The following is a 14,481-nucleotide window of genomic DNA, read 5'->3' on the forward strand; positions in this document are numbered from 1 at the left end:
TGCGCTAAGAGAAGATCCGCCGTGCCTGCCCATCGACTGCCAAGACTCACTTCGCTGCGCCCGTTCGAATACCCCGGCTACTTCGCGGTGTGGCTGGGCGCGCTCATCTCCAACATCGGCACCTGGATGGAGACGGTGGCGATGGGCGTGTACGTCACGCAGACGACGGGCCGCGCCGAGTGGACGGGCGCCATCGTCGCGCTGTCGTTCCTGCCCGCGGTGTTCCTGGCGCCGGTGGGTGGGGCGCTGGCGGATCGCTTCGACCGGCGCGCGTACGCGGCGCTGGGCGCGCTGCTCCAGGCGGCGCTCGCGGGCGTGCTGACGGTGCTGGCGTTCCGGGGACAGCTGTCGGTGTCCGCCATCGGCGTCATCTCGTTCCTCAGCGGGTGCGTGAGCACGCTCACCTACCCGGCCTTCTCCGCGCTGCTCGCGGAGCTGGTGCCGCCGCACGAGCTGCACCTGTCCACCAGCCTCAACTCGGCGCAGTTCAACCTGGGCCGCATCCTGGGGCCCACGCTGGCCGCGGTGGTGTTGCAGGCGGGCGGGCCCGCGTGGGCGCTGCTCGCGAACACGCTGTCCTTCTTCGCGGTGCTGGTGGCGCTGTGGCGCGTGGTGCCTCCGGCGCGGGACCCCCGGGTGAAGCGCGAGCCGCTGCTCGACGGCATCGTGCGAGGCATCACGGTGGCGTACCGCGACGAGGACATCTCGCTGGTGCTGGTGGCCACCTTCTTCGTGGCGGCGCTGGTGGCGCCCTTCATCGGGCTGGTGCCGGTGTTCGCCATCCGGGAGCTGGGCCAGGGCGCCGCGGCGACGTCGCTGCTGGTGACCTGCCAGGGCGCGGGCGCGGTGACGGCGGCGCTGTGCGTGGGCACGCTCGCGGAGATGGTCGGCCAGGGCAGGCTGCGCGGCTACGCGGCCATGTCCATCGCGATGCTGTCGGGCGTGTACTGGCTGGCGCCCACGCTCCAGGTGGCGGCGGTGTGCATCTTCTTCCTGGGCGCCAACTACCTGGTGCTGATGAGCAGCCTCAGCGCGTCCTGCCAGAACCGCGTGCCGCGCGAGCTCCAGGCGCGCATGGGCAGCCTCTACAGCATGGTGCTGGGCGCGGGCTATTCGCTGGGCGTCTGGTTCCAGGGCGCGCTGGCGGACCGGATGAACCTGCGCCTCGTGACGCTCGGCGCGAGCGCCCTCTTCCTCACCCTGGTGCTCTCCGCGCGCCTGCTCAAGCCCCACCGCTTCGAGAACCGGCCCACGCCCCAGGCGGAGGTGCGCCCCTTCTCCGACAGCGCGCACTGACGGCCGGCCCTCAGTCCTCCTCCAGGTCCCGCTTCAGCTTCGACAAGAGCTTCACCGCGTGCGTGGCGTAGGAGGAGATCCACCGCGCGTGGATGTCCTGGATGGGCGCGGCGTTGAGGTAGTTCCACCGCGTCCGCCCCTCCTTGCGCGACACGACGAGCTCCGCCTTCTCCAGCACCCCGAGGTGCTGCATCACCGTGCAGCGGTCCAGGGTCGCCTCGAAGTGTTCGCACAGCTCCCCGGTGGTCCGGGGCGCGTCCTTCAACAGGTCCAGGATGGCCCGCCGCCGCGAGTCCGCCAGCGCCTTGAAGAGGAGGTCGTCCTGGGTGCTCCTTGACATGTTATATTTATATAACCTATTCCGCGCTGGAACCAGTTCACGGCACGAGGTGGCGCATGGAGCCGAAGTTCCAGGTGCAGTTGAAGATCCGGAAGCCCGCGGCGGAGGTCTTCGAGGCGGTGGTGAACCCCGCGAAGCTGGGGGGCTACTTCGTGCAGAAGGCCAGCGGGCCGCTGGTGGAGGGCACGACGGTGAAGTGGTCGTTCGCAGAGGCGCCGGGGGAGTTCGACGTCACCGTCCGCCAGGTGGTCCGCGACGAGCGGATCCTCTTCGAGTGGCCGTCTGCGACGGGCGGCTCCACGCGGGTGGAGATGGTCTTCAAGCCGCTGGAGGGCGGGGCCACGCTGGTGCAGGTGAGCGAGTCGGGCTGGACGCAGGACGCGAAGGGGCTGAAGGCCTCCTACGACAACTGTGGCGGGTGGATGCACATGATGGCGTGCCTCAAGGCGTACCTGGAGTTCGGCATCCCCCTTCGCGAGGGCGGGGCCCTCTGAAAACCGGGGCGCGGGGGAATGTCCTGGCGCGACCTCCGTTCTCCGCGACCCGTTCCACCCCCTGGAGACCCATGTCCGTCCGAGTCCCCGCGCTGCTGCTCTCCGCCCTGCTCCTGTCCGCTCCGGCGGCGAACGCGCAGGACACGAAACGCGCCCCGGAGGCGCTGGGCCTGGGCATGGAGGGCTACCCCTACCCCGCGCCCGTGCAGTTCCTGCCCGTCACGCTGGAGGGCCAGGACCTGCGCATGGCGTACATGGACGTGAAGCCCACGGCCAACGCCAACGGGCGCACCGTGGTGCTGCTGCACGGGAAGAACTTCTTCGGCGCGTACTGGAAGGACACGATCCGCGTCCTCACCGGCGCGGGCTACCGCGTCGTGGTGCCGGACCAGATTGGCTTCGGCAAGTCGTCCAAGCCCGCCATCGCGTACAGCTTCCACACGCTGGCGTCGCTGACGAAGCAGGTGCTCGACACGGTGGGCGTGAAGCAGGCCACCGTCGTCGGGCACTCCATGGGAGGCATGCTCGCCACCCGCTTCGCGTTGATGTACCCGGAGACGACGGCGCGGCTGGTGCTGGAGAACCCCATCGGGTTGGAGGACTACCGGGAGAGCGTCCCGTGGAAGTCCACCGAGGACCTCTACCGCGAGAACCTCCAGGCCACGGAGGAGGGCCTGCGCAAGTACCAGCGCGGCTACTACGTGAAGTGGAAGCCCGAGTACGACGAATACGTCCAGGTCCTCTACCGCCAGACGCTCAGCGGCGAGTACCCGCGCATGGCCTGGGTGGCCGCCGCCACGCAGACGATGATCTACGAGCAGCCGGTGGTGCACGAGTTCCCGCTCGTGAAGGTCCCCACGCTGGTCGTCATTGGCCAGGAGGACCGCACGGTGGTGGGCAAGGGCAGCGTGCCGCCCGCGCTGCTCCCGAGGCTGGGCCAGTACCCGGCGCTGGGGAAGAAGACGGCCGCGGCCATCCCGGGCGCGACCCTGGTGGAGCTCCCGGACGTGGGCCACATCCCGCACTTCGAGGCGCCGGAGAAGTGGCACGCCGCCCTGCTGGACTTCCTGCGCAAGGGCGCGAAGTAGCCACGCACGCCCCGCGTCCGCGGGGGGCTGGGAGAGGGTCTTCGCCGCGCCGCCGCGCAAGGGGGGAGCGGGCGGGCTTCGCGCCTTCTTCGACGCGAGCGGAGGTCTGTGACACGCTTTCCCGCCGGGCCGGAGGTCGGCCTCACGGTTCAACGGGGGCGTGATGAAGCTGCTGCTCGGACCCATCCTCTACGCGAAGGCGCAGGCCACGCCCGACCCGAGGTCCCACGATGTGTGGAGCTTCTTCGTCAACCTGTTCCTGGACAGCCCGTCGGCCGCGCGGGCCCCGGCGCTGACGCTGTGTTTCAGGGACGCGAGGGGCCAGCCGGTCAAGGCGCTGAACGGCGAGGAGAAGGCGAGGCCCGCGGCGGACTTCACCGCCCTGCCCGAGGACACACGGGGGGTGGTGTGGCGTTGGGAGGTGGTGCTGCCGCGCACGGAGGCGGCCCAGCGGCTGACCTATCACTTCGAGTCCCCGGACCATCCCGGCGTGCCGGTGACGTTCGAGCGTCCGCCCCCTCGTGGCGACCCGCCCTCGCCGCCGCCGCTCGACCCGTCGGTGCCGCTGGTGGTGTCGGACATCGTCGTGCCCCCCAAGGGCGTGTCGCCGAACATCGCGTTCTTCTCCTGCAATGGCGCCAGCCGTGCGAGTGATTGGAGCGACCTGGAGCAGCCCTTCGCGCTCTGGGACCGGATGCTGAAGCAACACCAGGAGGAGCCGACGGATCCGGACAAGACGCCGGGTCTCCAACTGCTCGTGGGAGGGGGGGATCAGCTCTACGCGGACTCGCTCCACGGCACGATGGACCTGCTCAACGGGTTCATGAAGCTGCGGCGCTCCGAGCGGTTGAAGGCCCAGGTCCCGGAGGGCCTCCGCGAGAAGCTGCTCACGGAGTATGTATGGCTTTACCGGGAGCGGTGGGGCGGGGACCAGGGCATCGCGGAGCTGCTGAAGCGGGTGCCGGGGCTCTTCATGTGGGACGACCACGACATCTTCGACGGGTGGGGTTCACAGGAGGACCTTCAGGCGTCGCACTGGTACCGGGCCATCTACAGCGCGGCGGCGCGGACGTTCGAGGCCTTCCAGAGAGGCACGCTCGACCAGCCGGGGATGGCGCGCGAGCCGGACGACCTGGGCGTGGTCAAGCCCCTGTGGCGCGAGGCCTTGGACGTGGATCCGCGAGGCACCCGGCACTATTTCCAGACGTATTGTTTCTCCACGGCGGACTGCGACCTGGACGTGGTGATGCTGGACCTGCGAAGCGGCAGGACCAGCAGGAAGCTCGACGAGAAGGGCGCGCATCCGCGGACCGAGTTCACGGTGATGAGTCGGCCGCAGTGGGATGCGTTCGACGCCTGGCGGGAGGAGCACCGTCAGCGGCCGGAGAACGGGAAGAAGGCGCGGCACGTGCTGGTGGTGTCGTCGGTGCCGCTGGTGCACCTGCGCTTCGGGCCGGCGATGGAGCGGATGAGCGGGGACCTGCGGGACGACCTGCTGGACCAGTGGGAATCGGCGGTGCACCGCGGCGAGCGCACGCGGTTGTTGATGAACCTGTTCTCGCTGGCGAGGAAGTCCTACTGCGCGGTGACGGTGTTGTCGGGAGACGTGCACGTGGGGGCCAGGGCGCGCGTGCGTTCACGCAACCCGGACCACCTGGTGCCGGCGCTGGGCACGGTGGGGGAGGTGTTCATCGAACAGGCGACGTCCTCGCCCATCGTGCATCCGCCGCCGGGATGGCTGGCCTTCAGGGGGATGCTCGCGATGTCGCAGGATGCGCGGGAGGACCTGCCGGGCTTCCTCCAGACGGAGCTCTTGCCGGTGGGCAAGGAGCTGTACCTGCGGGACCGCAACTGGCTGTCCATCCGGTTGGAGCGACCCAAGCACCCCGACACGCCGCCGCGTCCCAAGCTGTGGATCCAGTGGATCGCGGAGAAGCAGCACCTGCCGATGGAGGTGGTGGTGGAGCCGCCCCCCTTCCCGCCGCAGGGGTGAGGTTCAGTGGACGGGAAGCTCACGGAAGGAGATGCCGGTCCATCCCCCCTGCTCCACCGCGTCCTTGAAACGGTCGGTGCCGATGAGGACGGTGCTGTAATTGCCCAAGCGGAACAGGTCCGTGTCCGTGGGCAGTGAGGCGCCATCGAGGATGGGGTCCTCCGGGAGGCGGAGTCCCAGTCGTCCGCAGGTGGCACAGGGGGGCGCCAGGTCGGGCGGGAAGCAATCCGGGTGCAGCAATCCACGAGGTTCCAGCTGGAGTTCGAGGATGTCCGGGGGCGTCTTCTGCCGGAACCGCAACTCCGTCTTGCATCCCAGCAGCCCACGCACTCCGGCGGCCTGGAGGCTGTCGAAGGCGTCGCGGCGCACGAGGATCAACGAGTCCTCCAAGCCGGTGAAGGGCCCGAACTGGCCGGTGGCGCGGCCCACCAACGGACCGAAGGTGGTGCCGGGTGGAAGCCTTGCACCCAGAGGAGCCAGTGGGCGAATCAACTCACGCAGGCGGACGAACTCCGTGAAGGGCTCCGCGCGAGCCTCCTCGAATAGACCGCGTTCAGGGAAATGGGACAGGTCGACGCCTGGATAGTGTTGAGCGGAGATGGACCAGGTGGCCCCACAACCTGGGCAGTCCCTCAGTCCTGGCAGCCCCCATGGGTGCGCGGCATCGAAGTCCCCGCTGAAACGGGCCCTGGCTTCCTTGTCGTTGCGCAATTGGAAGAAACGGGTCACGGGCTGGCGCTCCTCGCGCGAGAGCCGTCAGTTGTACTTCTCGATGGGACCGCCCAGAAGCTGGAATCGGTAGATGAGCTCCCCCGCGTGCTTGAAGATCTCCGGAGGGGTGGCGCCATCGTTCGACGCCTTGAAGTCGCGCCAGGCTTCGTTCCACAGGCCCCCCTTGGGCCCACCACCGTGGATGCGCCGGTGGACATGGACAGGGATGGGGATCGTGTACTGGTGGATGTCGATGCCCTTTCGCGCGAACCACTCGGCGAGGCGCTGTTCCTGCGGGAAGATGTGGTGCTTCTCGAACCGGCCCGTCGGCAACTGGCGCTGAGGAGGGACGGGCTTCGTGCTCCCGTACCAGGGGAACACCATCACCGGCTCCGCACCGCCCGTCAGGTCCATGCTCCCGCCCCAGTTGCGCCGGGGCCCACTTCCCGGCGCGGGAGCCACGGCCACCGGAGGCGGCCTGGGCGGGAGTCCTCGCGCCAGCACCACCTCCCCTGCGACGTCCTCACAGCGATAGAAGCCGCACGCGGTGTCCCCACACACCAGGGTGACACAGGCGTCTTCGCTGGCGTCACCGCACTCCGCTTCGGCTTCATCCCAGCGCTGCTGGAGCGGCGTGCTGGACGCGCACGCCGCCATCCACAGCGCCAGGACGACGGACGTCAGGCTTTTCCCCATGAAGGAAAAGCCTAACACCCACGCTCAGGGCAACGGCCCCTCCACCAATCTCAACACATCCTATGGGCCCAGTGGATCGCGGAGAAGCAGCACCTGCCGATGGAGGTGGTGGTGGAGCCGCCCCCCTTCCCGCCGCAGGGGTGAGGTTCAGTGGACGGGAAGCTCACGGAAGGAGATGCCGGTCCATCCCCCCTGCTCCACCGCGTCCTTGAAACGGTCGGTGCCGATGAGGACGGTGCTGTAATTGCCCAGGCGGAATAGGTCCGTGTCCGTGGGCAGTGAGGTGCCATCGAGGATGGGGTCCTCCGGGAGGCGGAGACCCAGTCGTCCGCAGGTAGTACAGGGAGGCGCCAGGTCAGGCGGGAAGCAATCCGGGTGCAGCAAGCCACGGGGTTCCAGCTGGAGTTCGAGGATGTCCGGGGGCGTCTTCTGCCGGAACCGCAACTCCGTCTTGCATCCCAGCAGCCCACGCACTCCGGCGGCCTGGAGGCTGTCGAAGGCGTCGCGGCGCACGAGGATCCAACAGCTTTCCAGCCCGGAGAAGGGTGCGAACTGGCCCGAGGCACGGCCCACCAATGGACCAAAGGAGGTGCCGGGTGAGAGGGCGACGTTTGGAGGAGCCAGGGGACGAATCAGTTCCCGGAGGCGGACGAACTCGTGGAAGGGCTCGGGTCGGGCCTCTTCGAAGGCTTGTCGTTCTGGAAGGTCTGAGAGGTCCACGCTCGGGTAGTGGTCCCCCCATGACGCCCAGGTCGCCCCACAGCCCGGACAATCCTTGATGCCGGGCAGGCCCCACTTCGGCGCGGCGTCAAAGTCACCGCTGAAGGAGTTCCTGGCCACCTTGTCGGTGCGCAGATCGAAGAAACGGGTCATGGGCTTTGGATCCAGAGCGCTGAAGCTCAGTTGTACTGCTGGATGGGACCGCCCAGAAGCTGGAATCGGTAGATGAGCTCCCCCGCGTGCTTGAAGATCTCCGGAGGTGTCGCGGACCTGTTCGCCTTGCTGAACTCGCGCCAGGCTTCGTTCCACAGGCCCCCCTTGGGCCCACCACCGTGGATGCGCCGGTGGACATGGACAGGGATGGGGATCGTGTACTGGTGGATGTCGATGCCCCGCGCCTTGAACCACCGTGCGAGGTCCTGCGCCTGCGGGAAGATGTGGTGCTTCTCGAACCGACCCGCCGGCAACTGGCGCTGAGGAGGGACGGGCTTCGCGCTCCCGTACCAGGGGAACACCATCACCGGCTCCGCACCGCCCGGCAGGTCCATGCTCCCGCCCCAGTTGCGCCGGGGCCCACTTCCCGGCGCGGGAGCCACCGCCACCGGAGGCGGCCTGGGCGGGAGTCCTCGCGCCAGCACCACCTCCCCCGCCACGTCCTCGCAGCGATAGAAGCCACAGGCCGTGTCCCCACACACCAGGGTGACACAGGCGTCTTCGCTCGCGTCACCGCACTCCGCTTCGGCTTCATCCCAGCGCTGCTGGAGCGGCGTGCTGGACGCGCACGCCGCCATCCCCAGCGCCAGGACGACGGACGTCAGGCTTTTCCCCATGAAGGAAAAGCCTAACACCCACGCTCAGGGCAACGGCCCCTCCACCAATCGCAACACATCCGCCAGCACCCCCGCCGCCGTCACCGCCGCGCCCGCGCCGTAACCCCGAATCACCAGCGGCGTGGGGCTGTAGCGCTCCGACAAGAAGCTGAGCGCGTTCTCGCCCCCCTTCACCGCCGCCAGCGGATGCTCCAGCGGCACCGGCACCAATCCCACGCTCACGCCCTCCGGGCCCACGCTGCCCACGTAGCGCAACACCTTGCCCTCCTTCCGGTGCGCATCCACCCGCCGCTGGAAGAGGTCATCCGCCTGCGGCAGCCGCGCCAGGAACTCCGGCAGCGGCCCCTTCGCGTCGAACTCCTCCGGCAGCAGCGACGCCAGCGCCACCTCCTCCAACTCCAGCGTGCGCCCCAGCTCGCGCGCGAGGATGAGCACCTTGCGCGCCACGTCCGTGCCCTCCAGGTCGTCGCGCGGATCCGGCTCCGTGAAGCCCTTCTCCATCGCCGTGCCCACCGCCTTCGACAGCGGCACCCCCGCCTCCGTCAGCCCCAGGATGAACGACAGCGAACCCGACAGGATGCCCTCCACCCGGTGCACCGTGTCGCCCGTGCGCAGCAGGTTCTTCAACGTGTCGATGACCGGCAGCCCCGCCCCCACGTTCGTCTCGTAGAGGAACCGCCGCTGGTGCCGCGCCGCCGTCTCCCGCAGCGTCCGCCAGTGCTCCTGCCGCCCCGCGTTGGCCTTCTTGTTCGCCGTCACCACGTGCAGCCCGGAGGCCATCAGCGCCGGATACCCCAGCGCCACGTCCTCGCTGCTCGTGCAGTCCACGAAGATGGGCCGGCCCGGCCGCCGCGCCTTCGCCCACGCGCGGAACGTCTCCAGCGTGAAGCCAGACTCGCTCGCCTCCAGCCGCGCCTTCCACCCCTCCAGCGCCACGCCCTCCGGCGCCACCAGGCTGTGTCTGCTGTTGGCGATGGCGCACACCCTCAAATCCAACCCATGCGCCTTCAGCTTCGGCGCCTGCTGGTGGATCTGCCTCAGCAGCTCCCCACCCACCGTGCCCACGCCCGCCACCAGCAGCTCCACCACCTCCGTGGTGCCAAAGCACTTGCGGTGCACGTGCGCCATCGCGCGCGGCCCGTCCTCGCGTGCAATCACCGCGGAGATGCTCCGCTCACTGGAGCCCTGCGCGATGGCCGCGATGCTGCAATCCACGTCCCCCAGCGCGCTGAAGAACGTCCCCGCCATGCCCACGCGGTGCCGCATCCCGTCCCCCACGATGCTCAACACCGCGAACCCCGGCTGGTGCTCGATGGGGTCCACCTTCCCCGCCTCGCGCTCCGCCTCGAACGCGTCCTCCAGGGCCAGCACCGCCTTCGCGGCCTCCGCCTCCCCCACGCAGAAGCTGATGGAGGACTCGCTGGAGCCCTGGGTGATCAACACCACGGAGATGGAGGCCCGCGCCATCGCCTCGAACACCCGCGCCGCCGTGCCCGGCACGCCCTTCAACCCCGCCCCCGCGATGTTGATGAGCGCGATGTCCGGCAGGAACGACAGCCCGCGCACCGGGTGCCGCGCCGACGGCGCCGTGGCCGTCACCCGCGTGCCCGGGTGCTCCGGCCGGAAGCTGTTGCACACGCGCACCGGGATGCCCCGCTCGCGCGCGGGGGCGATCGTCTTCGGATGCAGCACCTTCGCGCCGAAGTAGGCCAGCTCCATCGCCTCCTCGAAGCTCACCTCCTCCAGCGCGAACGCCTCCGGCACCAGCCGCGGGTCCGCGCTGAAGATGCCGTCCACGTCCGTCCAGATCTCCAACAGCCGCGCATCCAGCGCCGCCGCCGCCAGCGCCGCCGAGTAGTCCGACCCCCCACGCCCCAGCGACATCGTCTTGCCGCGCACGTCCCCGCCGAAGAAGCCCGGCATCAACAACAGCCCCGGGCCTCCGTCGCGCAGCGGCGCGAACCGCTCGCGGATCTCCTCCACCCGAGGCGTCGCCTGGAGCGGATCCCCCACGCACACCAGCACCTGCCGCGGATCCACGCTCACGAGCGAGAGCCCCCGGGCCTCCATCAGCGCCGCGAGCAGCAGGCACGACGCCCGCTCCCCCAGGCCCGACAGGTGCGCCAGCACCGACGGCGAGCACTCCCGCAGCAGCCCCACGCCCTGCAACAGCCCCCGCAGCTCCACCCCCAGCGCCACCAGCCCCTCCGCCAGCGGCCGCGCCTGCGCGGGCTTCAGGTCCCCACTCAACGCCTTCGCGATGGCGGAGTGCGTGGCGTCGAACCGGGCGCAGGCGTCCTGCACCGGCTCGCCCTCCTGCGCCACCCGCGCCGCCTCCACCAGCAGGTTGGTGATGCCAGACACCGCGGAGGCCACCACCGCCACCCGCTCCGTCTTTCGCGCCTCCTCCACCAGCGCCACCACCCCGCGCATCCGGTCCGCATCTGCGACACTGGTGCCACCGAATTTCATCACGCGCATGACACGGCCTCCTCGCGGAACAGCGGGGCACGGCGGCTGCGGTGGTTCAGCGGAAGCGGCGTCGTCATACGGGGTCCTTGGGAGGTTTCAGTGGACACGGGGTGGGGCAACGCAAAAGCCCCGCGCTCGGGAGGAGCGCGGGGCCGGGTTCGGAAGGGGGGACCTGGGGAGGTCCGCTTCGAAGTCAGGCGGTCCGCGCTCCGCGAGGAGTCAGGCCGGTGCGAGTGCGAGTGTGAGTCAGGCCGGCCTGGAGACGCGCGCCCACGGAGGACGTCGTCCCCTCGTGCCGCTGGCTGTTCCCGCTGCGTCCGACCATGGAGCCCCATCCTAACCGCTTTGGCGGCTCCAGGTCAGGAGGCAGCCAGTCGGGCCCCCGCCCCCAGGCGTCCACCGTGGTGCGGAGGGCCGGGGCTGCCGACATTGACCAGAGGTGAGCAGTCCCACCACCCAGGAGAGCCACCCATGGCCACCCGCAAGAAGAGCGACACCGCCCACAAGCCCGGCTTCGCCAAGGACCGCGTGGAGCGGGGACTGGAGGCGGACGACACCAAGCCCCTGTACGCGGACAACGCCAAGCACTCCACCGAGGAGCAGAAGTTCGCCTTCGACAGCGACGCCCCGGTGGGTGGGCCCCGGAACAACCCCCAGAGCGTGATGGACGACATCGACGACGAGGAGCGCGAGGAGCGCGGCCGCCTCAAGGCCGAGGCCCGCGAGGAGGACACGGAGCCCACCCGGGAATGAAAAAAGCCGGGGCCCCGACACCCGCGTCGGGACCCCGGCCGGACATCACGAAGAGAAGCGGGCCGCTACTTGGACGCGGGGGCCGCTTCCGGGTCCACCAGGGTCAGCTTGCCCAGGTTGAGCGGCGTCACCTGCTCCTGGATGACCAGCGGGTCGCCCACGAGCACCACCTGCATGTTCGCGGGGTCCAGGTAGGCCTCCGCCACGCGCTGCACCTCCGCGGCGCTGGCGTCCCGCAGGCCCTCCACGCTGCGCTTGAACTCGTCCATGGGGCGGCGGTGGAAGTAGAGCTGCGCGGCGCTGCTGCCCAGGCCCTCCACCGTCTCGAAGGCGCCCGGGAAGGCGCGGATGAGGCCCTCGCGCGCGGCCGCCAGCTCCTTCTCCGTGATGGGGTTCGTCTTGATGCCGGCCAGCTCCTTGATGAACTCGTTGAGCGCGGGGCCCGTCACGTCGCGCCGCACGGCCGCGTACGCGGTGAGCGGACCCACGCCCAGGCGCGTGCCCAGGTGCGCGTTGGCGCCGTAGCTGTAGCCCTTGTCCTCGCGGATGTTCATGTTCAGCCGGCTGCCGAAGAAGCCGCCGAACACCGTGGTGGCCAGCTCCAGCGGGTACTCGTCCGCGTGGCCCGCGGCGAGGCCGGGACGGCCCACCAGCACCACCGTCTGCTCCAGGCCCGGCTTGGGCACGATGCGCACCTGCTGGCGCGGGGGCACGGGCGGCGTGGGCGGCGGCTTGGGCGCGACGGCCCCACCCTTCCACCCGCCAAAGTACTTCTTCGCCCACTCCACCGCCTGCGGCAGCGTCACGTCGCCGGTCATGATGAGCGCGGCGGCGCGGGGGCCGGTGTTCTTCAGGTAGAAGTTCTTCGCGTCCGCCAGCGTGAGCGACTCCACCGTCTTCGGCGTGCCCCCGGACGTGTGGCCGTAGGGGTGGTCCGCGCCGAAGACCGCCTGGTAGTAGGCCTGCTGCGCGAGGAAGTTCGGGTCGCCCATGCGGCGCACCAGCTCACCCAGCTGCTGCTTCTTGCGCCGCTCGAAGGCCTTGGCGTCGAAGGTGGGCCGCAGCACCACGTCCGACAGGAGCGACATCGCGGCGTCCACGTTGCGCGTCAGCACGCGCGCGCCCACGAAGGCGCCGTCGGGATCCACCGACATCGCGGGCGAGACGCCCAGGTCCGCGAACGCGTTGTCCAGCGCCACGGTGTCGCGCTTGCCCGCGCCCTCCAGCAGCATGCGGTAGGACAGGTCCGCGATGCCCAGCTTCGCGGGGGGCTCCTGCGACACGCCCGCGGCGAAGGCGATGCCCACGAACACCAGCGGCAGCTCCTTGCGCGTGCTGACGATGACGGTGAGCCCGTTGTCCAGCTGCGCCTTCTCGAACGTGGGCAGCACCAGCTCCGGCGGCTTGCCGGGCGTGGGCGGCGTGGCGCGGAACGCCTCGGCGTCCTGCGCGGGGGCCGGGGCCTGCTGCGTTGGCGCTTCGCTGGGAGGGGCTTCCGCGGGCTTGGTGGTGGCGCAGCCGGAGACGGTCAGCGCGAGGAGGGCGGTGAGGATTCGGCGGTGCATGGTCAACGGGCCTCCTTGCCCGAACCGGAAGACTGAGGCGCGGCCTTGCTGGACGGCACCGCGTGGAGGGTGACGCGCGCGTCGGGACGCAGCACGTCGTTGGCGAACTGCTTCACCTTCGCGGGCGTGACTTCCTGGTAGCGCGCCAGGTCCTGCGCGACGTAGCTGGGCTCGCCCACGAACTGGTTGTAGGTCTGGAGCGTGTCGGACTTGCTGCCGGAGCCGCCCACGGCCTGCAGGCCCGCCAGCTGGCGCGTGTCATAGCGGGTGCGCGCGCGGACGATCTCCTCCTCCGTGATGCCGTCCTTGCGGACCTCGTCCAGCACCGCGTCGATCTCCTTCTTCAGCGTGTCGGTGGAGACGCCGGGCCGGGCCACCGCTTCGATGGAGAAGACGGACTGCGCGCCCTGGCTCTGCTGCGTGGCGTCCACGCTCTGCGCCAGCTGCTTGTCCAGCACCAGGCGGCGGTACAGGCGGCTCGCGCGGCCGGTGCCCAGCGCCGTGGCGAGCACGTCCGCCGTCGCGTCCCCCGGCGTCAGGTACGGGGCGGTGAGCCAGGACATCGAGAGCAGCGGCAGCGTGGCCACCTTCTCGTCGTGGCGGATGACCACCTCCTCGGTGTGCTTCACGGGCGCCACGTCGGGGCGCTTGGGCTTGGGGCCGGAGGGCAGCGTGGCGAAGTACTTCTCCACCAGGGCCTTGGCCTTCGCGGGGTCGAAGTCGCCCACGATGGCGAGCGTCGCGTTGGCGGGCGCGTACCAGGTGCGGAAGAACGACTTCACGTCGTCCACGGTGGCCGCGTCCAGGTCCTTCATGGACCCGATGACGTTCCCCGAGTACGGGTGCGGAGGCGGGAACAGCGCCTGCCACGCCTTCTCCTGGGCTTCACCGTAGGGGGCGGTCTCCACGCTCTGGCGGCGCTCGTTCTTGACCACCTCCTTCTGGGTCTGGAGCTTCTTCTCCGTGAGGGCGTCCAGCAGGAAGCCCATGCGGTCGCTCTCCAGCCAGAGGGCGGTCTCCAGCAGGTTGCTGGGCACGGTCTCGTAGTAGTTGGTGCGGTCGAAGCTGGTGGTGCCGTTGAGGTCGCTGGCCCCGGCCTGCTCCAGGAGGCCGATGTGCACGTCGTCCGGCACGTGCTTGGAGCCCTGGAACATCATGTGCTCGAAGAGGTGCGCGAAGCCGGTGCGGCCCGGCTGCTCGTCAAAGGCACCCACGTGGTACCAGACATTGACGGCCACCACGGGCAGCTTGCGGTCCACGGAGAGGATGACCTCCAGGCCGTTGGGCAGCGTGTACTTCTCATACGGGATGGCCAGGTTTTCGCGGCCAGGCTCCAGGGGCTTCGCCTCGGGAGTCTGCGCGAACGCCGGAAGCCCCATGAACAGGGCCGCGGCGGCGAGGGCCTTCAATCGGGACAAGATTCCTCCACGGTTCAGGACAGGACCTGCGCGCTTAGCACGCGCCCCGGGGCCTGTAATCCCGAAGGCGGCCCTGTGTGGGGTGTTGCTCGCCGTGCGACACTG

13 protein-coding genes are annotated in these 14,481 nt (G+C 69.8%); 5 read left to right on the top strand and 8 right to left on the bottom strand.

What is annotated here, in order from left to right; genetic code table 11:
- Positions 1 to 21 precede the first annotated feature (21 nt).
- The gene (locus tag FOF48_RS30730; RefSeq protein WP_143907501.1) at positions 22 to 1,296 is read left to right on the top strand and encodes an MFS transporter; all 1,275 of its coding nucleotides are present in this window, start codon (positions 22 to 24) and stop codon (positions 1,294 to 1,296) included.
- A gap of 10 nt (positions 1,297 to 1,306) precedes the next feature.
- Here the strand turns inward: FOF48_RS30730 and FOF48_RS30735 are convergent, their stop codons facing one another.
- The gene (locus tag FOF48_RS30735; protein ID WP_143907503.1) at positions 1,307 to 1,636 is read right to left on the bottom strand and encodes a helix-turn-helix transcriptional regulator; all 330 of its coding nucleotides are present in this window, start codon (positions 1,634 to 1,636) and stop codon (positions 1,307 to 1,309) included.
- Positions 1,637 to 1,692: 56 nt separating this feature from the next.
- On the opposite strand from FOF48_RS30735, the gene FOF48_RS30740 reads away from it, so the two are divergent.
- From FOF48_RS30740 to FOF48_RS30750, 3 genes are all read left to right on the top strand, one after another.
- The gene (locus tag FOF48_RS30740) at positions 1,693 to 2,130 is read left to right on the top strand and encodes an SRPBCC family protein (protein ID WP_143907505.1); all 438 of its coding nucleotides are present in this window, start codon (positions 1,693 to 1,695) and stop codon (positions 2,128 to 2,130) included.
- 71 nt (positions 2,131 to 2,201) lie between these two features.
- Positions 2,202 to 3,218: an alpha/beta fold hydrolase gene (locus FOF48_RS30745; protein WP_143907507.1), complete on the top strand. Its 1,017-nt coding sequence runs from the start codon at positions 2,202 to 2,204 to the stop codon at positions 3,216 to 3,218.
- Between the two features lie 163 nt (positions 3,219 to 3,381).
- Positions 3,382 to 5,211, top strand: coding sequence for an alkaline phosphatase D family protein (locus FOF48_RS30750; protein ID WP_143907509.1), 1,830 nt, complete (start codon positions 3,382 to 3,384; stop codon positions 5,209 to 5,211).
- A 3-nt stretch (positions 5,212 to 5,214) separates the two neighbouring features.
- On the opposite strand, the gene FOF48_RS30755 is transcribed toward FOF48_RS30750, so the two are convergent.
- From FOF48_RS30755 to thrA, 5 genes are all read right to left on the bottom strand, one after another.
- Positions 5,215 to 5,940, bottom strand: a complete 726-nt coding sequence (locus FOF48_RS30755; protein ID WP_143907511.1) for a double-CXXCG motif protein — start codon at positions 5,938 to 5,940, stop codon at positions 5,215 to 5,217.
- Between the two features lie 27 nt (positions 5,941 to 5,967).
- Positions 5,968 to 6,618, bottom strand: coding sequence for a TIGR02269 family lipoprotein (locus tag FOF48_RS30760; protein ID WP_143907513.1), 651 nt, complete (start codon positions 6,616 to 6,618; stop codon positions 5,968 to 5,970).
- A gap of 147 nt (positions 6,619 to 6,765) precedes the next feature.
- Entirely contained in the window at positions 6,766 to 7,491 is a 726-nt protein-coding gene (locus tag FOF48_RS30765) for a double-CXXCG motif protein (protein ID WP_143907515.1), read from the bottom strand.
- A 26-nt stretch (positions 7,492 to 7,517) separates the two neighbouring features.
- On the bottom strand, positions 7,518 to 8,168 hold the full coding sequence (locus FOF48_RS30770; protein WP_143907517.1) for a TIGR02269 family lipoprotein: 651 nt from the start codon (positions 8,166 to 8,168) through the stop codon (positions 7,518 to 7,520).
- 24 nt (positions 8,169 to 8,192) lie between these two features.
- Complete coding sequence (gene thrA / locus FOF48_RS30775) at positions 8,193 to 10,649, bottom strand: bifunctional aspartate kinase/homoserine dehydrogenase I (protein WP_143907519.1); 2,457 nt, start codon at positions 10,647 to 10,649, stop codon at positions 8,193 to 8,195.
- Between the two features lie 462 nt (positions 10,650 to 11,111).
- Between thrA and FOF48_RS30780 the strand changes: the two genes are divergently transcribed.
- Positions 11,112 to 11,393, top strand: a complete 282-nt coding sequence (locus FOF48_RS30780) for a hypothetical protein (RefSeq protein ID WP_143907521.1) — start codon at positions 11,112 to 11,114, stop codon at positions 11,391 to 11,393.
- A gap of 65 nt (positions 11,394 to 11,458) precedes the next feature.
- Here FOF48_RS30780 and FOF48_RS30785 read toward each other — a convergent pair whose 3' ends face one another.
- Both FOF48_RS30785 and FOF48_RS30790 read right to left on the bottom strand, forming a co-directional pair.
- The gene (locus FOF48_RS30785) at positions 11,459 to 12,958 is read right to left on the bottom strand and encodes a pitrilysin family protein (RefSeq protein WP_143907523.1); all 1,500 of its coding nucleotides are present in this window, start codon (positions 12,956 to 12,958) and stop codon (positions 11,459 to 11,461) included.
- 2 nt (positions 12,959 to 12,960) lie between these two features.
- Positions 12,961 to 14,367 (bottom strand): pitrilysin family protein, encoded by a 1,407-nt coding sequence (locus FOF48_RS30790; protein ID WP_143907796.1) that lies wholly within the window; start codon positions 14,365 to 14,367, stop codon positions 12,961 to 12,963.
- Positions 14,368 to 14,481 lie beyond the last annotated feature (114 nt).

Source organism: Corallococcus sp. Z5C101001 (genome assembly GCF_007352635.1).
GTDB lineage: Bacteria > Myxococcota > Myxococcia > Myxococcales > Myxococcaceae > Corallococcus > Corallococcus silvisoli.